This is a genomic window from Brevundimonas aurifodinae (assembly GCF_040195595.1).
Taxonomy (GTDB): domain Bacteria; phylum Pseudomonadota; class Alphaproteobacteria; order Caulobacterales; family Caulobacteraceae; genus Brevundimonas; species Brevundimonas aurifodinae.
This window is the reverse complement of record NZ_JBEGDD010000002.1, coordinates 1-20402: the sequence shown is the minus strand read 5'-3', so window position 1 is coordinate 20402 and position 20402 is coordinate 1. Positions and strand designations below refer to the sequence as shown.

At 64.5% G+C, this 20402-nt stretch carries 18 protein-coding genes; 12 read left to right on the top strand and 6 right to left on the bottom strand.

Translation table 11 applies throughout. From position 1 onward, the window contains the following. The first annotated feature begins 31 nt into the window (after positions 1–31). The 10 genes from ABN401_RS02570 (at position 32) to ABN401_RS02525 (ending at position 13301) form a co-directional block, all read left to right on the top strand. Positions 32–2092 carry a ParB/RepB/Spo0J family partition protein gene (locus ABN401_RS02570; RefSeq protein ID WP_349683273.1) on the top strand — a complete coding sequence of 687 codons (2061 nt, stop codon included), beginning with the start codon at positions 32–34 and terminating at the stop codon, positions 2090–2092. Positions 2093–2245: 153 nt separating this feature from the next. Continuing rightward, positions 2246–6532: a strawberry notch-like NTP hydrolase domain-containing protein gene (locus tag ABN401_RS02565; protein ID WP_349683272.1), complete on the top strand. Its 4287-nt coding sequence runs from the start codon at positions 2246–2248 to the stop codon at positions 6530–6532. A gap of 121 nt (positions 6533–6653) precedes the next feature. Continuing rightward, a complete protein-coding gene (locus ABN401_RS02560) occupies positions 6654–7010 on the top strand; it encodes a single-stranded DNA-binding protein (RefSeq protein WP_349683271.1) in 357 nt (118 codons plus the stop codon). Between the two features lie 37 nt (positions 7011–7047). Continuing rightward, on the top strand, positions 7048–7467 hold the full coding sequence (locus ABN401_RS02555) for a single-stranded DNA-binding protein (RefSeq protein WP_349683270.1): 420 nt from the start codon (positions 7048–7050) through the stop codon (positions 7465–7467). A gap of 217 nt (positions 7468–7684) precedes the next feature. Continuing rightward, positions 7685–7900, top strand: coding sequence for a hypothetical protein (locus ABN401_RS02550; protein ID WP_349683269.1), 216 nt, complete (start codon positions 7685–7687; stop codon positions 7898–7900). A gap of 296 nt (positions 7901–8196) precedes the next feature. Beyond that, a complete protein-coding gene (locus tag ABN401_RS02545) occupies positions 8197–9132 on the top strand; it encodes a DUF2493 domain-containing protein (protein ID WP_349683268.1) in 936 nt (311 codons plus the stop codon). Positions 9133–9580: 448 nt separating this feature from the next. Continuing rightward, positions 9581–10708, top strand: a complete 1128-nt coding sequence (locus tag ABN401_RS02540) for a DUF3363 domain-containing protein (RefSeq protein WP_349683267.1) — start codon at positions 9581–9583, stop codon at positions 10706–10708. A 134-nt stretch (positions 10709–10842) separates the two neighbouring features. After that, positions 10843–11271, top strand: a complete 429-nt coding sequence (locus tag ABN401_RS02535) for a hypothetical protein (protein ID WP_349683266.1) — start codon at positions 10843–10845, stop codon at positions 11269–11271. Between the two features lie 72 nt (positions 11272–11343). Then, positions 11344–12297 carry an AlbA family DNA-binding domain-containing protein gene (locus ABN401_RS02530; RefSeq protein ID WP_349683265.1) on the top strand — a complete coding sequence of 318 codons (954 nt, stop codon included), beginning with the start codon at positions 11344–11346 and terminating at the stop codon, positions 12295–12297. A gap of 191 nt (positions 12298–12488) precedes the next feature. Then, positions 12489–13301, top strand: coding sequence for a DUF5677 domain-containing protein (locus tag ABN401_RS02525; RefSeq protein WP_349683264.1), 813 nt, complete (start codon positions 12489–12491; stop codon positions 13299–13301). Between the two features lie 41 nt (positions 13302–13342). On the opposite strand, the gene ABN401_RS02520 is transcribed toward ABN401_RS02525, so the two are convergent. The 3 genes from ABN401_RS02520 to ABN401_RS02510 are packed head-to-tail and all read right to left on the bottom strand — an operon-like array spanning position 13343 to position 15610. Then, positions 13343–14155: a hypothetical protein gene (locus ABN401_RS02520; RefSeq protein ID WP_349683263.1), complete on the bottom strand. Its 813-nt coding sequence runs from the start codon at positions 14153–14155 to the stop codon at positions 13343–13345. Next, positions 14152–14706: a hypothetical protein gene (locus ABN401_RS02515; protein ID WP_349683262.1), complete on the bottom strand. Its 555-nt coding sequence runs from the start codon at positions 14704–14706 to the stop codon at positions 14152–14154. Before ABN401_RS02515 ends, ABN401_RS02520 begins: the two co-directional genes overlap by 4 nt. Before the next feature lie 43 nt (positions 14707–14749). Then, positions 14750–15610 (bottom strand): DUF2971 domain-containing protein, encoded by an 861-nt coding sequence (locus ABN401_RS02510; protein WP_349683261.1) that lies wholly within the window; start codon positions 15608–15610, stop codon positions 14750–14752. A 55-nt stretch (positions 15611–15665) separates the two neighbouring features. Between ABN401_RS02510 and ABN401_RS02505 the strand changes: the two genes are divergently transcribed. Further along, on the top strand, positions 15666–17078 hold the full coding sequence (locus tag ABN401_RS02505) for a DUF5677 domain-containing protein (RefSeq protein ID WP_349683260.1): 1413 nt from the start codon (positions 15666–15668) through the stop codon (positions 17076–17078). Positions 17079–17086: 8 nt separating this feature from the next. Here the strand turns inward: ABN401_RS02505 and ABN401_RS02500 are convergent, their stop codons facing one another. The 3 genes from ABN401_RS02500 to ABN401_RS02490 form a co-directional block, all read right to left on the bottom strand. Further along, positions 17087–17701: a hypothetical protein gene (locus ABN401_RS02500; RefSeq protein WP_349683259.1), complete on the bottom strand. Its 615-nt coding sequence runs from the start codon at positions 17699–17701 to the stop codon at positions 17087–17089. Positions 17702–17821: 120 nt separating this feature from the next. Continuing rightward, a complete protein-coding gene (locus tag ABN401_RS02495; protein ID WP_349683258.1) occupies positions 17822–18577 on the bottom strand; it encodes a hypothetical protein in 756 nt (251 codons plus the stop codon). Continuing rightward, positions 18571–19590, bottom strand: coding sequence for a hypothetical protein (locus ABN401_RS02490; RefSeq protein ID WP_349683257.1), 1020 nt, complete (start codon positions 19588–19590; stop codon positions 18571–18573). The genes ABN401_RS02495 and ABN401_RS02490 overlap by 7 nt, the downstream gene beginning before the upstream one ends. A gap of 93 nt (positions 19591–19683) precedes the next feature. Between ABN401_RS02490 and ABN401_RS02485 the strand changes: the two genes are divergently transcribed. Continuing rightward, positions 19684–20402: hypothetical protein (locus ABN401_RS02485; protein WP_349683256.1), on the top strand; the 719-nt coding region annotated here is incomplete at its 3' end.

Here is a 20402-nt window from a genome sequence, read left to right as displayed (position 1 = left end):
ATCGGCCCCGTCGCCCGGCGGGAGATCCCCCATGACCGACCTCGTTCCCGTCATCACCCCGCTCGACGACACGCCCGCCGTCGTCGTCGACCGAGACGAACGCACCATCCGCCTGGGCGACCTCGGCATCGCGCCCGAGAACCTGCGCTTCAACGAACCGCCAGACGATGACATCCCGACCTTGGCCGCCACGATCAGGGCGGCCGGCCAGCTGCAGCGCCTGACCGTCAGGCCCGGCCGCGGCAAGAAGGAACAGCCCTGGATGGCCCTGGACGGCCGTCGCCGACGGCTGGCGTTGGGGCTGCTGCTCGAGGCCGGCGTCATCGATGAAGACTATCCCGTCACGGTCTATGTCGAAACCGATCAAGCGCGTCAGGCTGCCGCCCTCCTCCTGACCAACACTGCCACACCCGTCCATGTGGCCGACGTCATCGTCGCCATTGGCCGGATGCTTAAGACCAAGCTGACCATCCCGGTCATCGCCCGCGCTCTTGGCTACGCTGAGATCGAGATCAAGCGGCTGGCCGCCCTGGCCGCCCTCCCCCCGGTCGCGATCGGCGCGCTCAAGGCCGGGCGGATTAGCTTGAAACAGGCCCGGCTCCTGGCGAGGTTGCCGAACGCCGAAGAACAGGCCGAGATCGCCGAGGTCGCGCTGTCGGGCCACGGGTTTCAGGACTGGCGCATCATTGAGCGCCTGGACGCCTCGCGCGTTACGCCACACGATCGCCGTTGCGCCCTGGTCGGCGAAGCCGCCTATGCGGCCGCGGGCGGGCGCACCGAAGTCGATCTCTTCGGGGAGCTGGCGCCGGTGCTGCTGGATCCCGACGTGTTGACCGAGGCCTGGCTGAAGCGGGCCCGCGGCATCGCCGCCGTGTTCGAGGCCGAGGGCATCGCGGTTCACGTCACGGCCGGCCAAGAGCCGGACCTGCCGGAGGACCTCGAGGCGCTCGGCTATGTCTACGGCGGCGTCCTGAATGCCGAGGAGATGGCGCGCTATCGCGCCCAGCGCGACGTCTGGCGCGAACGCGCCGAGGCAGCAGGGCTGACGCTGGCCGAAGCGTCCGATCCCGAGGCCGCTGACGCCGCCCTCGTCGCCATGATCCGCGCCAAAATCGAAGTCGATCAGACTGGTTCCCGCGGTCGGGCCGTGACGACGATGGTGATGTCCCCGGCGTCGCCCATGGGCGTCGAGGTCAGGTGCTACACGCCCGAGGAGCCCGAGCTGGAGGCAGAGAACACGGTCGATGGCGAGGCGACGACACGCCCCGTCGCTCCGGCGGCCTATATGCCGCCTGAGGTCGAGGCTCCCGAGCCGGAGACCGACGGCGTGAATCACGGCCTGCACGCCGTCCGCACCGATGTGGCCACGCGCGGCCTGATCCGGGCCATGGCGGACGATCCGGGCGCTGCGCTGGTGGCCCTGATCGCGCGCCTGTTCACCCTGCTGGTCGTGCGCACCCATGTCGCGCGCTCGGACTCAGCCCTCGCCGTCCTGGCCACAGGCTTCAATCCTCCGGGCGGCCGGGTGATCGAGAGTCTGGACGGCGAGGTGCGCCAGAGGCTCGATCAACGCCGGGCGACCTGGGAGGCGTCCGGCGAGACAGTCATCGCCTGGATCCACGGCTTGCCCCACGGCGAGAAGATGGCCCTGCTGGCCGAACTGACGGCGATCAGCCTGGACGTGCGCGAAGAGCGCACGACCCTGATCCGCCGCCGCGCCCGCGCCGAGGCGGCCGAACTCGCCGCCCTGTGCGGCGCGGACATCACGCTCCACTGGACGCCCGATGCGCCCTTCCTCCAGCCCCATTCCAAAGCCCTGCTGCTCGACATGCTGGCCGCCATGGGGGCCGAGGACGAGCGGGCGAAATCGCTGAAGAAGACGGAGCTCGTCGACTGGGTCGCCGAACAGGCGGCGTCGCGGTCCTGGGCGCCGATCGGCCTGTCATGGGCGGCGTCCGACGACGCGGAGACGTCTGACGTGGAGGACGAGGCCAATCCGGAGGACGAACTGGACGACGCGCCGGACGATGGCGCCGGAGCGTTCGTCGTCACGCAGGCGGGCGAGGCCGCGCTCGCCTCGGCAGCGGCCTGAGCCTTCGCGTTCACGACCACGCGCCGCCCCGGCTTCTGTCGGGGCGGCGTTGTGCTGTTCCGAGGGTCGGGAGGCGGAGGAAGGGCGGGGCGAGGCGAGCCTGGAGGACAGAGAGGGAGGCGCCCTCCGCTCCAGGCGACCGGAACCCACGCCATGCCTTCAATCCGCACGTCCTCCACCCCGCCAACCTCCACCCTCAGCTTGTTCGCCGACCCCGCCGGCACGGACGTCGCTGCCAATGTGCTGTCCGCCGCTCGGGCGCTGGCGACCCATCTGGCGCGGTCGCGCCCGCTCGACCGGCGGCTCGTCGCCCAGGTGATGACAACGGCCTTCGGGGCCTCGGACGCCGAAGGCGGCTGGGTCTGGCGCGACGCCTATGACGCGATCGAAGCCGCGACCGTGCTGCAGATCCGGCGTCTCGCGCCTCAGGTCGCGCGGTTGGAGGATGCGCCGGCGGAGATCGCCGCGCTCCTGGCTTCGGTCTCCGCGCTGGGCCTGACCCATACGCGCCGGAGCGAGGAACAGGTCGCGCTCGACCAGTTCTCGACGCCGCCGGAACTGGCCGCCCTCGTGGTCCTGGCCGCTCAGGTCCGGCCCGGCGACCGCGTTCTCGAGCCCTCCGCCGGCACCGGGCTTCTGGCAGTCGTGGCCGAGGCCTGCGGCGGCGCGCTCGCGCTCAACGAGATCGCGCCGGGTCGCGCCGACCTTATTGACCGGCTGTTTCCTTCGGCGGAGCGGACCCGTCACAACGCCCGTCATATCCACGACCTGAGCCCCGGCGCGGGCGGCTTCGACGTTGTGGTGACCAATCCGCCCTTCTCGGACCTCGCCGACCATCTGCTGGCGTCCGTGAGGGCCTTGTCTGACCATGGCCGATTGGCGGCGATCGTGCCTCTGAGCGGGCTGACGAACGACGCCTTGCTGCGACGTCTGGGTGCTGAGGGCACAATCATCGCCCGCATCGCCTTGCCGACCGGCGCCTTCGCCAAACATGGGACGTCCGTCGAGACCGGCCTCCTGGTCGTCGATCGTTCGGCGGAGCTGGCCGAGATCCCGCCGGTGCTCAGTGCAGACGACCTGATGGGAGCGGCCCGGCTCGTCGCCGCCCTCCCCGCCCGCATCGGCGCACGACCCCGCGCCCGCGTGCAGGTGTCCGTTGGGGCGTTGCTTGGGCAGCGCGAACGCGGCCTCGCTTTGCCCTCTTGCCGCCTCGCTTTTCTGGCGGGCGCGACGCCGCTGTCTTATCAGGTCACGTCATGGAGCGGCGAAGGCCGAGACGTCGGTCTCTACCAGGCACACAGCCTCGCGCGGCTCGATCTGCCTGATCCCCGTCCGCATCCATCGCCGCTGGTCGAGTCCGGACCGATGGCGTCGGTCTCGCCACCGGCCCCGACCTACCGGCCGATGCTGCACCCCATGATGCGGGATGAGGGACGGATCTCGGACGCTCAGACAGAGACCGTGATTTACGCTGGCGAGGCCCATGCCGCGCACCTTCCCGGACGTTTCCGGCTGGGGGACGCGCAGCACGACGTTGTCCTGCTACGCGATGACCAGGAAAACGCGATCCAGTTCCGGCGCGGCTTCTTCCTCGGTGATGGCACGGGCTGCGGCAAGGGCCGCCAGATCGCGGCTATCATCGCCGACAATATGGCCCAGGGCCGGGTGCGGGCGCTTTGGCTGTCTCGGAACGACGCCCTGCTGGAAGACGCCCGCCGGGACTGGACCGCCATCGGCGGCGGGGCCCATGACATCGTGCCCTTGTCGAGCTGGAAACAGGGCGAGGCGATCCGGCTGGATCGCGGCGTGCTGTTCACCACATACGCCACCCTGCGCCAACCGGCCCGCGGTGACCGGCCATCTCGGCTCGACCAGATCGTCGCCTGGCTGGGCGACGACTTCGACGGGGTGATCGCCTTCGACGAGGCCCATGCGATGGCCAACGCCGCCGGAGGCGGCAAGGGCGCGCGCGGAACGAAGAAGGCCTCGCTGCAGGGCATGGCGGGGCTCGCGCTGCAGAACCGGCTGCCGGACGCGCGGGTGCTCTATGTCTCCGCCACCGGCGCGACCACGGCAGAGAACCTGGCCTATGCCGCCCGCCTGGGCCTGTGGGGCGGGCCCGAAGCCCCCTTCATGTCTCGCGCCGACTTCCTGGAGGCCATGGACCGGGGCGGCGTCGCGGCCATGGAACTGGTGGCGCGCGAGCTCAAGGCGCTCGGGCTCTATGTGGCCCGGTCGCTTTCGTTCGAGGGGGTCGAGTTTGAGCCGCTGGTCCATCCGCTCACGTCGGACGACATCGGCATCTGGGACCAGTGGGCCGACGCCTTCCAACTGATCCACGCCAACCTGGCCGAGGCTTTGAAGGCGACGGGCGTCAATGACGACGACGGCAAGCCCAGGAACGGTCAGGCGGCTTCGGCGATCCATTCCGCTTTCGAGGGCGCCAAGCTGCGCTTCTTCGGCCACCTGCTGGCCGGGCTGAAGGCCCCCAGCTTGATCGCCGCGATCCGGGATGATCTCGCGTCAGGACGCTCGGCCGTGGTCCAGATCGTCTCGACCAACGAGGCGGTGATGGAACGCCGACTGGCGTCCATTCCGCCGGAGGAATGGAACAACCTCTCCATCGACCTGACCCCTCGCGAGTATGTCCTCGACTATCTGCGCGAAGCCTTTCCCATCCATCTGATGGAGGCGATCGAGGACGGCGACGGCAACGTCACGCTCCTCCCCGTCATGGACGGCAGTCGCCCTGCCGTCAGCCAGGAGGCGCTCGCGCGGCGGGAGGCCCTGATCGAGCGGATGGCCTGCCTGCCCGCCGTGCCGGGCGTGCTTGACGCCTTCCTGGAAGCCTTCGGCACCGATGCCGTCTCGGAGATCACCGGACGGTCGCGACGCGTGGTGGTGCGCGACGGTCGCCGGGTGGTCGAGCGGCGCGGGGCGGCCGCCGCCCGCGCCGAGACCGACGCCTTCATGTTGGGGCGGAAGCGGGTTCTGATCTTCTCGGATGCCGGTGGTACGGGCCGCAGCTATCACGCCGATCTGTCCGCCGAGAACCAGCAACGGCGGGTCCACTATCTGGTCGAGCCGGGCTGGCGGGCCGACGCTGCCATCCAGGGGCTGGGCCGCAGCCACCGGACCCATCAGGCGTCGGCGCCCCTGTTCCGGCCGGTCACCACCGACATCCAGGGCGAGAAACGGTTCACCTCGACCATCGCCCGGCGTCTGGATTCTTTGGGCGCGCTGACGCGCGGCGAGCGCCGGACCGCCGGGGCCGGCCTGTTCCGGGCCGAGGACAATCTGGAGAGCCCGTGGGCGCGTCGCGCCCTCTTGGTCTTCTACGGTGCCCTCGCCTTCGGGGAGCTGGCGTCCATGACGCTGGAGACCTTCATGGCCAAGACGGGCCTGAAGCTGATGGACGCCGACGGGGGCTTGAAGCCCTCGGATGATCTGCCGCCGATCCACACCTTCCTGAACCGCCTGCTGGCGCTGCGCATCGCCGACCAGAACGCCCTGTTCTCCGACTTCGACCGCATCCTGTCGGGCATCCTCGAACGCGCCGCCGCCTCCGGCGATCTGGACCGGGGCCTCGAGGACATCCAGGCCGAAGAGCTGGAGGTTCTGGAGCAGGAGGTAATCCGTACCGACGTCTCGACAGGGTCGGAGACCGCCCTGGTGACCTTCTCACTCAAGGTCCGGCGCGAGCTCTTGAGCTCGGAGGACGCGCTCGGTCGGGCCGAGGACATCGCGCACCAGTTGGTCGTCAACGAGAAGTCGGGACGGGCGGCGATCGCGGAGCTCGGCCTGACCACGGCGACGGACGAGGATCGCCTCGTCAGCGCGGTCCGGCTCGTTCGACCCGACGACCGCCAGACGATGCCGCAGAAGGCTTTCGAGGAGTCGGCCTGGAAGCCGGCGGCCGTCGCCGACTGGCGGCGCGTCTGGGATGAGGAAGTCGCGATGACCGACCCTTGGCGAACGCGCGAACTGACCCTGGCGACCGGCCTGTTGTTGCCGATCTGGGGTCGGTTACCGGCGCGGGGCTGTTCTGTCCGTCGGGTCCGCGCCCCCGATGGGCGGCGTTGGCTGGGTCGGGTGCTGGACGCCGTTCAAGCCAGGACGCTGAAGGCGGCGCTGGGTTTGACCGAGGTCGGTGCGGCCTGGTCGGACGGGGCGCAAACCCTCGCCACCCTGCTCGATCGGAGTGTCCAGCTCTCGCTGGAGGGCGGGCTCTGGCTCAAGCGGGCGCGGGTGATGGACCGCTGGCGGATCGAGGTGGTGGGCGGCCGCACCGACCGGGATGCGCTGGTGGCGCTGGGGTGCTTCGTCGAGATCATCGCCTTCACGCCCCGGGTGTTCGTGCCGGTGGACCGGCCGGAGGTGCTGGAGGCGGTGCTGCGTCGTCATCCGGTGCAGACCGTCCTCGACGGTGCGGCGGCCTGAGATTGCCGGGCGGGGCGAAGGCCCCGCCCGGTCAGGAGGAGGTCGGGAGGAAGGGAGGTCTCGGGTGAGGCGGGATGAGGGAGATTGGCTCCCCGGTGCCTCGGATCAACAGGAGACTGACATGCAGACCATGGTGTTCACCGGCCGGTTGGCGGCCGACCCCCAGATCAGCGAGGACTTCGCCAAGGCGGTGTTTCGGCTGATCGAGAAACGCGGCGTGGACAGCGCCGGCAAGGACCGGCTCGTCGGCGTCAACTGCGTCAGCTGGTCCAAGGGCCTGAACGAGAAGGTCATCGCGCGCGGCCTGGCGCAGGGATGCGAGGCGGTCGTGATCGGGGCCTTAATCGACACGTCCTACAAGGCGCGGGACGGGGCCGAGCGCACCGCCAAGGAGCTGGTCATCAACCGGCTCACCGTCCTCGACTGGGCCGAGGATCGCGAGGCCGACACCGGCATCGATGACCGCGTCGCCGCCTGACTCCCTCCCCTTCACCTTTCATTTTCAGGAGACTGACATGCAATCCCTCACCCTCGAAGGCTATCTGGCCGCCGATCCGTCCATCCTCTCAGCCCAAGGCTCGGGCAAGAAACGCGCGAGCTTCCGCGTGCTGGAGACCACCCGGTTCCGATGCGCCGACGGCACGCCCGGCGAGCGCACCACCGGGTTCAACTGCGTGTGCTTCAACGAGGCGACGGCCGAGAAATACATCGAGCCGTTTGCCCGTAAGGGCAGCCGCGTCGTGATCCAGGGCCATGTCGAGAACGACACCTGGACCGGCAAGGACGGGGTCGAACATTACGACCTGCGTCTGATCGTGGCTGACATCCGCCTGAAGAACCGGCGGGATCGGCCCTCGACCGACGAGGATGGCCCCGCGCCGTCAGTTCAGGAGCCGGCCGGCGGCTACGATCTCAACGACGACATCCCGTTCTGATCGCTAGGCAGATGCCCTCCCCTCCGCCCGGAGCGCCCGCGCTCCGGGCGGTTCTTTTTGAGAGGCATGTCCCTGCCGACCGACGGACGTCATGACGGCGTCGGGTTTCCGATCTAGCCTGGCGATGGGCGGCGACCTTTATGAGGTCGCCGCCTCTCTTTTTTGGGGAGCCCGCCCCCGACCCTTTGCTGATCATCCCCGACCGCACGGACTACTGATGGCTACGCCCGCCGCTGAACTGAAAGTTGCCCGTCAGATCCTCGGGTGGGATGCGCTGACCATGGCGCGCGCCCTGCGGCTTGCGGGCACGCCGGAGAAGATGGCGGCACGGGTTCTCGCGATGGAGGCGGGCCAGCGCGACATCAGCGGTCCCGTGCAGGTCGCCGTCGAACCTTTTCTCAGCGGGTGGCGGCCCAGCGGCTGGATCGACTGATCCCCGATCGAGCGACGCGGCGGCGCGCCGCCGACGACTGCGATGAATATCGATGTCCATCTGTTCGTATCGGCGCGACGGCGCCGAACAGGGTCGTCGTCACGAAGGGCGACGACGACATGCCCCCACACAACGCCCTCCGATTTTGTCACATCACCCTGAAAGTCAACGGCTTCGCCTTATCCCCTCCGCGGCCCGCGAAGAGCGGTCCGCTCCGGTGACTTTCCGGGGCCCGATGTGCCGAAAATCGGGGTCATTGCGCATGGGGCGTAAGGACACTTTCAAGGATAATTCCGATGCACACCTCAGCACATTCCGTCTTCTCCAAATCCGACTCCGCCTTCGACGACCTGTCCGCCTCCCTGGGCGATCAGCGTCCGCACCCGAGCGAGGACGCGCTGTCGCAACTCGGACGGGCGCTCATGACCGAGCTCCTGGACGTGATCGCCGACACAGCACTGGAAGACTTCCAGACCACCCTGGCCGAGACCCTGATCGGTGCCTTCCATTCGGCCGCACAGCGGATCGAACGCGACGCCGATCGCGCCCGCGACACGATGCGCAGCCTGGACCGGGACTTCGACGGTTCGGAAGCAGCAGACACCGAGCTTCAGGAGGCCACGGCCAAGGCGAGAGCGGGAGACGCGGCCACCCAGGCGGCCGAGCTGATCCGGGACGCGGCGGCCGAGAGCTACACGGTCGCCACCGGGGAGGTCTGGACGGCCTGGCGGGGCAGCCGGCGGGGCACGCACCTCACAGCAGCGCAGATGGAGGCCAAGGCAGCCATCCGGGCAATCAAGACCCGGCGGGCGGGCGACGCGGATCCAGGCGGCCCGGTGATCGCCTTCAGAGGCTCTCCGACGGCGGACACGGCCGAGGATGCGGGTCGGGTGTTCGACGCGCTCAACTGGGCGCTCAAGGAATGGCCGGACATGGCCCTGGCCACGACCGGGGCGAAGGGCTCCGAGAAGCTGGCGATCAAATGGTCCAAGCAGAAGGGAGTGAAGCTGATCCTCGCCCGGGCCGACTTCGACGCCCACGGCAAGGCGGCTCCGTTCCGGGCCAACGACGAGCTGATCGCGCTTGAGCCCACCTGCTGCCTCACCCTGGTCCACTCTCTGGATCGATCGCGGTCACCGGATCAGCGGCCGTTCGGACCGGCGTTGAACCTGGGTCAGAAGGCGATGGAGACCGGGCTGCGGCACGTGTCCATTCGAGCCCGCGCTGCTTGAGATCACACCCCAGACGGCAAGACCCGCTCGGCTTTGGCCGGGCGGGTTTTCTGCGTTTGGCCGCTGTAGGGGCATATGCGCGGAGACTGGCGAATCGGGATATCTCATCTCATCACCGACCTACGCATTACTGTTGATGGGTGTTGATCGTGTATGATGAGCATAGACGGGTGATCGTATTTTAGGTCTTAGGGCAAGATAAAAGCAGATGAGAGGCTATCGGTTTTGTTGTAGGGTCTCAGCATCTTACGACGGCCTCGAAACGCTTCCACGACTTGCGGTGAGTTAGGGCGAATTTGAGGATCGTCGTTTCTGCAGAGACGAGGCCATGTCGGTCAGAAGCGGCATCCAGGCGCGGTTGGAAGCGCGCGGTGACGACCAATCCGGAGCGGGCCGGGTCAGCCTGCCGACGACCCTGAAGAGCGACCGGATCAACGTCCGGACGGCGATGTTCCAGCGTCTCGCCGCATCCCGGCTGTTCGCTTACGGCGACCGTGCAGGGGTGCTCAGGACGGCCCAGAAGCGTTCAGGGCGCGCCTTCCGTCTGGACGTTCGGCAGAAGGTGATCGTCAAGGCGCTGGTGTCGAGGCACGCCGGCAAAGGTGCGGCGCGGGCGGCGGCCCTGGCCGCGCATGTGAGCTATCTCGGGCGGGCCGGCGCGGGCGCCGAGGGAAAGCCGGCAGAGTTCTTCGACCGGACGGACGACGCCATCGAAGCGATCGAAGCGACGCGGGACTGGGGGTCGGACCGGCATCATTTTCGGTTCATCGTGTCTCCCGAACATGGGGACCGGATCGCCGATTTAAGGGGGTACACCCGCGAGGTCATGGCGAGGGTGTCGGCCGACCTTGGCGAGCCGGGATTGCAATGGATCGGCACCTGCCACTTCGATACCGACCAGCCGCACGCGCATCTGGTCGTGCGTGGGAAGCGGGCCGATGGACGCGATCTGGTGATCCCGCGCGACTACATCGGTTACGGCTTCCGGGCCCGGGCGCAGGAGGTGGCGCAGGAGCGGCTGGGCGATCTGTCGCGTGCCGATGCCGAGCGGCGGATCTGGAAGGAGACCGAGGCGGATCGGTTTACAGGGTTTGATCGACGGCTAGTGCAGGCGGCTGACGCCGACGGCCGGGTTGAGGACGGCGTCGGTGGAACCGATGCCTGGGCGGCGCTGTCGAGAGGCCGACTTCGGCACTTGGAGCGACTGGGGTTGGCGGAACGGACCGGCAGCCGATACCGGCTCGATGCCCAGATGGAGACCAAGCTTCGGACCCTGCAGATCCGGCGAGACGTGATCCGTACGCTGAACCAAAGACGAATGGCGGGTGCACGGGACGTTCGCCCGTTGGGGGCCGAAACGGTGCACGGTCACGTCGTGCAAGCGGGACGGCACGACGAGGTCGGGACGTCACCCTTCGTGGTCGTGAAAGATCGCGCGGGCATTGAGCACTATGCGAGGTTGGCCCCAGGGACGACTGCACCCGCAGTCGGCAAGGCCGTCGAGATTCTCGGCACCGATCGCGGAGTTGCGAGGCTCGGAACGTTGGGTCGCGGTCAGCCGACACTGGAGCGATGAAGCGATTGACGAAGATCCAACCGGCAACTCACAAAGTCGCAAAATGCGCCATGAGCGGACATTGACCAGCAACCGGAAAGCAGACTTTTCTGGGTTCTCTGGATCGACCTAACAGGCGAACCTCAACACAGAACATGGATCGCAAGGCGCTGTTGATGGTGGGTGGAGCTTACATGGCGTCGGGGGACGCCCCCAAGAATGAGCGGACGATCAGAGTCCTGAGGGGTGAAGTCGATGACGCCAATCTCCAGAAAATATGCTCGTTGATCGCCGATGAGAACGACAACGTCATCGGGCTCAAACTTCGGTTCAATACGCCACAGAACGACCGGTGGTCGGTCGAGGTACAAGACGAAGGCGGTGGCTATGTGTTCGACGGAGAGATCGAGCTCAACGTTAGCGACGGGGCCTATTGGGTCAACGGTGCACTGTCGCTCGATGGCTTCTGGTTAGTTAAATACGGTGGGATGCATCAGGGCATCCTCAGTTTCGGGCTCCAGCAGGTCGATGAGGCCCAGATCAGGCTCAACACCGGGATTAAGCTGGTCGAGCGAGACGTCTAGGAACGTGGCATTTCGTGATGACCGCCATACCGATAGAGGGCGGCCGCGCCAAGCTGGAGTCCGGAGGATAGGATGAGGCCAATCAGCGAGTGGACACGTGACGACCTTGAAAAGCTAATCGCGGACGACATCCGCGAGAGCCTGAACCTCGACTTCAAGTCGTCGCCCTCCCTTGGAAAAGAGAGCAAACATCGAAACGAACTATCGAAGGACATCTCCGCATTCGCCAACTCGGCAGGCGGCACAATCATCTATGGCATCGTCGAGAAGGATCAAAAGCCAGATCGGATAGACGATGGCAGTGACGACGCGGTGATCAGCCGCGAGTGGCTCGAACAGACCTTAGGAACGCTGATACAGCCGCGGATCCAGGGACTTGTGATCCGACAGATTCCGCTTGGTGAAGGGCGGTCAGCCTATGCCGTGAGCATCCCTCAAGCGACCTCGCTAGCGCCCCATCAGGCAAATGACAATAAATACTATCGCCGGTTCAACTTCGCGTCCGTCCCCATGGAAGACTACGAAGTTCGTGACACAATGCGGCGGGCGACAACGCCCGAACTCTACGTCGAATATGTCTTCTCCGATTTCGAACTGACGATCGAGGGCCTGATGACGCGTATGATCGTCGTCATAGGCAATCGATCACAGGAACCCGCGCACTACTCGGCCGTAGATATCGCCATCGATCGACGGGCGAACTGCGTATCAATTGGAGAGGACAAATGGACGCGGACTGATACGTCATTCGCCTTCGACGATGGCCAGATGTCTGTCGCTGAGTGGCATCGGAAGCTGATGATCCCCGGCACACTTCCGATCTTCCGCGAACGTGCTTTCCGGATCGGTGAGTTTGAGATCACGATCGACCGTAATGGTGGCGGCTACTTCATCGGTCAGGACGTTTCCTGTCCTGGGTTCCATTCAAACAAGGCCGGCGTTCTGACTGCCTTCGCAGGCAAGCCGACGTTTTCAGAACTTACTGACCACACTCAGGTCGGACGCTCGGCCCGCGCCTCCCGATGAACATGCCAGTTCGGACGTCAAGTCTCGACCCGCCTCCGACCGTCACAGTGATCAAAGGGAGGCTGCTCGAGGTGTAGTTCTACGCTACCCAGCGCGGAACCCTGTGGCTCTCTCGAATATTCGAAGGCTAATGCGTGGTTCAGAACAGAAAACAGCGGCGCCGGCAGGCCAGCACCGCAGCGGCACCGGCTATGGTGACGACGACCCCGGTTGATGAAGCTCTAGAGGAACTCATCTTCGTCAGCGGCTTCTCCAACGATGTGTCGATGCTGTTGTCGGGAGCGGCGACGGATCGTGCGCACCAACTCGCGTCCATGGTTCACGCGAAGGCTTGCGCCCACGGACGATCGATCGGGTTCGTCTGTCGATCGAACATGTTCGACCATTCAGCGGTCCTGGGTTTGGCGCGCGCCATCATCGAGTGCCTGACGATGTACGCCTATCTGACTGAAGAGCTTGACGAGGACGAGTGGGCATTCAGATACGCGGTCCTGAGACTCCACGACACGTCCGCTCGGATAAAGCTGCTGCGCGCCTGGCCCCAGACCAACGAGATCGACGACCTGAAAGCGGGACGCAAAGATCTCATCGCCGAAATCGAAGCGCACGGCCTGTTTGGAACATTCGACGACGCTCAGCAGAAACGATTGGTCTCAGGCGAGACCATCTTCGTGAGTGGGATGCGCAAGGCCGCAGCGCTCGCAGGATGGAATCCAGACGTGTTCACCGCACTCTACAGCTATTTCTCGTCGCACCTGCACGCTGCGCCGATGAGCTTTTTTCGGATGGACGCACACCAGGTGGACTACTTCTTTCCAAACCAGGCGCAGAGGGACCTCGCATCCATGGGGATCGCGGTTGCGGCAGCATCGCTTCGACGCCTGTCCCTGCTCCACTTGGGTGACGCCGACTATTCCACCCACCCCGTGCTGGTCGCGGCCATGGACAAGGCGCGGAGAGACGATCGCGAGAGCGGTGTGTTCATGGCTCAGCCCGATGGCTGACTTCGGCGGCGGATGTCGCGATTGGCGTATCCGACCGACGCCTAGCTGCGCCGGACCGCTCCGGGCGATGATGGATCGAGGTAGTAGGTTCGGCGCTTCGACTTAACGACGACGCCGCCGTCTAGCGTGAGGTCATCGCCCTCAATCCGACTATCTGCAGGCTCCTCTTCCGCCTCGCAGAAATCGAACCATGCGCGGCCGAGCCAGTTGACGAAGCGCCTCAAGGACTCGTCCTCGCTATCGCGATAGACCGGAGCCCAAACGATCCGAACATACGGGTCGTCCGGAAACTCGACATAGTGGTTTGTAAGATAGACGAACGCGTCGATCCCTGAACCGCTTCCACCGAGGATTCGGCTCAGCAGGCCGACGACCGTGGTTGGCCGCACTTCACGGAAGTTGTCATTCACGCACCAGAGCACGCCCTTGGCTTCAGGCATCCCGAGCCGAGCCCTCGTGACCTTGATCTGGCTGCTGGCCTTTTTGGTAATGCGCGCGAGAGGCGCTCGAAACAGCTCCAAAAGTCCCCTCTGATAGAACGCGCCAGCCTTGCCCTCACTGCGAAGAAACGGCCCCAGGCCAAACTGCAACGCGGTCTTGGCACCGAGAGACACGACCTTCTTTTCGAAATTGGGATGCTCGCCGAACTCGCTTTCGAGGATCTTCAGCTCGATCACGATCTGCGCCTCCTCGAACAAGAAGTCAGCGTTCTCGAAGTCCGGATTTGGGTGGACCTTATCGACCAAAACCCCGCCCACGGATTCAATGAACCGACGGATCGTGGGTTCATCCGCGCAGCCCTTGGCAGTCGACCAATCCACGTCGGAGCCGGCTGTTTGGGGAGCAGGCGTCACCGCCGCATCTCGCGACGGCTCTTGGGCCCCAAGGACCGCCGGAGTTCGTTCAGCTGGAGATCGGCGTTGGTCATAAGGGCGATGACCATAGGGTCTAGTGTTCTAGCCTTTGCGTTCACAGGCGGTTCGTCGAAGGCGGAGGCGCGCGCGAAGATCTGCTGAAACTCCACGAACGCCATGAGCGCATCGGCTGACCCGGTTTGCTGTATCGGGCAGTCCGCTAGGGTTTTCCGGAGCACGTCCCACTGCGGAACCCACCATTCTGACCCGACGTAGTCCGGGTTCAGGTACCGGTCCGCGACCTCTTTCATGACAGCGTAAGCCATCGCGGTGGCGGCAAGCACGACCGCTCGACTGTGGCGACGATTGAGCCGATGCTGAACGAGAACGGGCAGCGCCACGAGCAGAACCGCGCCGATCGTCCCCACCGCCTGGACCCATGAGGCCATGGCATCGCTGCTCCAGCCCTGCGTCTTGCCGATCCAAGCCAGAAGCGTCCCAGCCCCAGCCAACAATGCAGCTAGAACTGCCCACTCGACCTTGGTCAGCATCGCTATGCTCCACTACTCCGACGCCCTTCGCCGTGGGGTAATCCTAACGACGAAATGGCAGGGCTGACATCCAGGTTTCGATGCCCTCCGTCGCGAAGAACCGCGATTGCGCAGCTCGCTCGTCGGCCGACATGGCTGGACCAAACCCAACGCTGCGGATCGCGTGCCGCCCTCCATCGCTCGTCAGCGGGAGGCTGAGATAACGGGTCGGTCCGAATGCTCCGGCGCGCGTTCCAACGGAAAGCTCGGGCATGATACCCCTATCGCGGTCGTTCCCGCCGACGTCGATGAGACCGCCGACGCCATCCCCGACCAACATACGCGACACGCGGACCTCTCGTTCATCGGCGAACGCGGGGTGTTTGATCGCGAAGAGATCTGAAGCGAGCCAGCGTGAAATCTCGATCACGGCGGCGATGTCCTCGGGGTTTTCCTCGTAGGTCTGCTGCAAGACGGTCAGGCCGGCTCTCAGAATGCGATCGACCGTGTCGGGATCATAGATGACCGTCCTCACAGCCACGCCAGCCCTGTCGGACAGATACTCGGCATCGATCCCGATAACGCAGCCTGAGGCGGAATCGCCGTAGGCGCGCCATTGACCCAGATCGTCCGATCGCGTCGTCAACGACCCGATCATCAAGCCGGTATTCGCCTCTAAACCCTCTAGAGCCATGACCATGCAGAGGCGAGCGGCCGCATCGACGTAGACCTCACGCTGCTGCAGCAACGCGATCAACCGATCCCGACCGTAGGTGAACTCGGTTGTGTCGTTCAACGCGGTGTACTCCGAGAGCCAAAGCGCTGGGTTCTTCGCGATAACTCGCGCGGTTGCGGCAGAGGTGTAGTGATACAGGATCGGGTGATGACGCGGATTGAATGTATGGGGCAGATCATCGACTGACATGGCGCGGGATGATTGTGCTTTCCTCGGCGATGGCAAGTAGCGGTAGAGGCGAAGAATGACCTCTCAACCTGAGACGGACGTCTCTGTTGTGGAGACGTCGCGGGATCGCGATCGAGCCCTGTGGCGCATGTCGAGGTTCTATCCGCTCGAAACGCTCCCGGATAAGGCCTTCGCCACAACGGCTGTCGGCATTGCGGCGGAGGCCCTTGGGATACTCTTGAAGCAGTGGGCACCCGTTCTTGGCCTCCCGGACGCGTCGGCTATCGCAGACGCTGGAGACAAGGATTTCTTGGCCCAGATCCTCGTTTGCCAAGCCTTGGGTCTCCTCGACGAGGCACGACTCGGAGATTTGAAGCTGCTGGTTTCAATCGAGAGACTTGCTCAGACACGAGGCCCTTTCAGTCTCTCCGGGCGACGCTCTCGCGCACTGATCGAACAACTCAGCGTCATGGCGACACTGGATGAGATTGCTGCGGACGGCGGCGGCACGATGACCACACGTGTCATCGGGTTGAACCTTCAGACGCCTCGAGACCGTTTGCGGATGGCTGTGCGCTTAATCGACGCCTCGCTTCTCGACCATGCGCATGCCGCATCCTCAACCGCGTTCGCCCGCTTCAGCGCCAAAGCCCCGGAGGCGCTCGCGGCGTCAGCGATATTGACGGACGATGACGCGACATATCGGGAGGCGCTCACCGCCTTCGAGAGCGCAACGCAAACCGCCATCGACCTATCCCGCGCGCTGAGCGGTCGCCCCAGCGCGACCTCTCAGATCTTTTGGGCCAGCGTGCTCTTCACCCGGCTCTGCAATTTCTCAGTCAGCCTATCCAAACTGCTGCCAGGAAGCGGATACTCGAACGGCAAAGCCGACGAAGTCTGGGACAACTCCTCCGTTGCGTCCCTCGTTCGGGACATCTTTGAGTGCTTCCTGCTTTTTCACTACCTCTGCATCGATCCTGGACCGCCGGCCGAGGCGTCGGCTCGCCAAACGCTGATGCATCTGCATGACTGCACGATGCGGCTTAGGGTCTTCTACGTCGATGAAGGCTCGGCCGACCGGACCTTCTATGAGGGCGAGAAGTCGCGGCTCAAAGCCCAGTTGGAAGCCAACACCTACTTTCAATCCCTCAGCGAAAAGCGCCGTCAACGGCTCTTAGCGGGACGCGATCTGATGTTCCTCAGCCAGGACGAGATTTTGGATCGGCTGGGCGAAGACCGGGCTCTGTTCCGCCGCCACTATGAGATGTTGTCGGCCCACACGCACAGTCTGCCATTGTCCTTCTATCGTGCTCTCGAAGACGGTCGAGGACGGGGCGTCGAGAACTCAGCCGAGAAAAACTACATCTCTCAATCACTGGCGACCGTCGCCCGCTTCCTGGGAAAAGCTTGTCAGAACTATGCCGCGATGTTTGCCGAGGCGGCAGACCAAGACGAGCCAGAGACGCAGGGCCCGACCCAAGGGAGGTGAAGATGGACTCAGCCCCCGCCGCGCAGCGGCATACGCTGGACGTTTATGGTCGTGCCCTCGATCGCCACACGGAAACGCTCACCGTCGGCTTTGACCTCGAAAACGTGCTTGACGAACCCGAGGTAGATCGTGTCGGGTCCTTCGCTGACGCCCTCAATCTCGCTTGCGACATCCACGGGTTCAATCGCCTGTCCAACTTCATATCCAAGCAGTCGGATGGACGTTGGCGGTTCGTCGATGGTGGCGATCAGTGCGTCAACCGCGATCGGGATCGCGCTCTCCCGGTTGAGGAACGTCGACCGACTGAAGTAGGTGCGGATCGCGCGCGCCATATCGCGCCATGCTTCCCAGTTATCCTTGATCGGCTTTCCGAGAAGGAAGCCGGCGACCGCCAACTGCCAAAGTGGGACGGTTGGCGTCTGAAGCAGCGTGATGAAGGCGGGAAGATCCACGCTGGGACCGATATTACCCTCTTCGAAGCTAACGCCGAACTCCGCCTCCAGGCCCCGGCGAAACGCCGCGCTCGCCGCCGGCCATTCGTCGTCGCTCACCCCGTAGCTGCCGTCTTGGATCGCTATCAAAAAGGGCTCGACCCGTTGAGCCGCATCGCTGTCGCACGTCATTTTGACTCCTTATCGACTGACGTCAGGCCGGAACTCGGTGCACCTTAAGTCTCTCTCTAGGTACTCCGGCGTCACGCCAGCCTGGCCGTCACCTCTGGGCTTGGTTGACCACGTCGCGTCTCAGAGTTTGTACGCGGTCCGGAGACGGTCTGCGACCACTGCACGGTCCATTGGAACATCGAACTGACGAGGATTCCAAGTTTCGTCGGCCGCTGCGGCATCAGTGAATGCCACAAGGTCGGCGCGAACACTGTCCGAAACGTCGTAGGCGCCTCCGGCAGGCAAAACCTGAACGAGGCGCGCCACATCATTGCGGTGTTTGCGGATGTTGTCCCTGTCAACGGCTTCGCCGGCCGCGAGACGCTCAGACAGATCCAGCCAAGCGCGCGCCTTGAAGGGGATGAGGCCCGTCTCGTCCAGCACGGGGATTCCGTTGATGACCCGGACCAGGGTCTTCAAGAGGGCGTAGTAGTTCTCGTCCAGCAGGATCGCAGAAAGGCTCGCGGCTTCCTCGTCTATCGGCAGGGGCGTCAAAGTAGCGTCCGCACTCAAGTCGAGGTCGTCAGGCTTCCGGGCGAACAGCTCGAGCATGAAGGGGTAGCCCTCCACCTTGGGTTTCTGAAACCGATAGAGGCGGCGCTCCCCTTGCCCGTTCTGCCGCACCTCATAATCCCCGGCCTTGACGAAGTTCAGGAACGCTTCTGAAAACCCGGGGTCCAGGGCCTCGACAATGAGAACGATGTCCAAATCCTTGGTGCGGCGAAACTCCAATCCCGCCTCATCCATGACCTGTTCGCAAGCCGCTCCGCCGATCAACACGTACTGGTGTTCATGACCCGCGAAATGATCGCGAAAACGGTCGACGCCGATCACCATTCAAAGCCCTCCATGAGTTGTCCTGCAGCTTGCGACACCCGTTCGTCCGTCGCATCGCGCATCGACATATAGAGCGACACAGGATCGACGACGCCCGTGCGGCTCAAGACGAGAGGATCGTAGCTCCAAGTCTGGACTTCGATCGCTCTCTCGTCATGCAGCCAGGCCGGCTCTAGTTCGAGATGGCGCGCCATCCTCCTCCACACCGCAGCAGGCGCCGCTCGAGTTTCGACCCGGGGACCGGCGAGCATGGTGTAGAACGCCAGCGCGCTCTCTCCGGCGAGAGGAACGTCATCGCGAGGCAAGTCGCCGCGAACGAGGCGCACTTTGCGGACAGGTGAAACCAGACGAGGTTCTGCCCAGGTCCAGAGGTCCCTCTTCTCTTGCCTAAGATTGAGACGACGCTGGCGGCCGACGCGGTGAGGCTCGGCGGCGTCATGAGCTTCCAGCTCATCCAGAGCGCGGCTCATGCTCATCACGGAGACCTGGTAGCGGTCGGCCAGCTGCGTGAGACTGGTGTCGTTCACGGGCTGGTTCAGAAGCGCCGCGATTACCAACACCTGGGCTGTTGGGGACAGGGTATCGGAAAAGCTCGGCTTCAGACCCTCGCCGGTCTCCTGAAGGTTCAACAGCGCTTCGGGAACGTAGAGTTGGGCGCCAGGAACAAGAAACCCGATCCGGGCCTCAACGAGTCGCCGTCGTGCGGACACTGGTAGGGTGGCGGCGATCAGAATGACGAGCCGTGTCCGAAGCGCGACGCGAACAATCTCTCGATGCTTCTCCAAGGCAGCCACCGTCCCCAAGGCGTCCCTCAGAATCATGAAGGCTGCAGGTTGACCAGCGATGTCGCCCCGCCAGACCCCGTATCGGTCCATGACGAAGTGAGGCAGCCCTTGTGGCGCGACCTTTGCGAGATGCAGCGCCTGCCCAAACGCATCGCTCACGTACCGCGCAGCGCTTTCCGCGAGGGTCTCATCTTCAATGACGTGGTCATTTAACATTGCAGAGGACATTTAACATCGGCACTGTTAAGTTTCCACCCTAATGTTAGATAGCGGGGTGGGGGCTCGTATGGGTGGCGTCGTGGGATCGCGAGGACACAGACGGTGAGGGTCGTCATCGACAGCAACAGGGTCCAGAGCCTGGAGCTTGAAACCTTTCTCGCCTCCGGCCCATCCCATCGCGCTGTCGTCACCGACTGGCTGATGATGGAGGCGTACAAAGGCGATATGCGAAAGAGCCTCTACAAGAGCATCGCCGTTCTTGAGAAATATCCCCGACAGGTGATCGTCCTTCGCAACACCGGCCAGTGCATGCGGGTGCGCGCCGACGCGCAAATGGCCAACCGGCTGATTTGGACCGAGCATACCAAAACCTTCCCTGAGTTCATGCTGGAGGTCCGAGCAGCAGAGGCGGGCGGCGGCGCGATCGAAGAATCCCTGCTGGAGCGCGCTCGCGAAGCCAATCGACGCATGGACCGGTTGCTGAACCAAGCGGAACTCCTGCTGAAGGGCCACGCGGTCATGGTCAGCGCCTTCACCGCAGCGGACATCAGCGCGATCAGAGGCGGTCCGGTCGTGCCTCCGGACATTTTGCGCCGGGTGTTTTCAATCGCCTTGGATGTCGCCGCGGGGTTCCGACAGAGCTTTGAGCCGCCACTTTCACCTCCATCGACGAAGATGCGAAACAGGGACTTTCTGTTTCGTGTCGGTCTGGCGATGACATGCTCGGGTTTGGAATGGGTGCGAACCGGCAGCCCTGAACAGGTCAAGGCCGAGAAGGTCCGGAATGACTACGTTGACGGGATGTTTTCCGTCTATGGAAC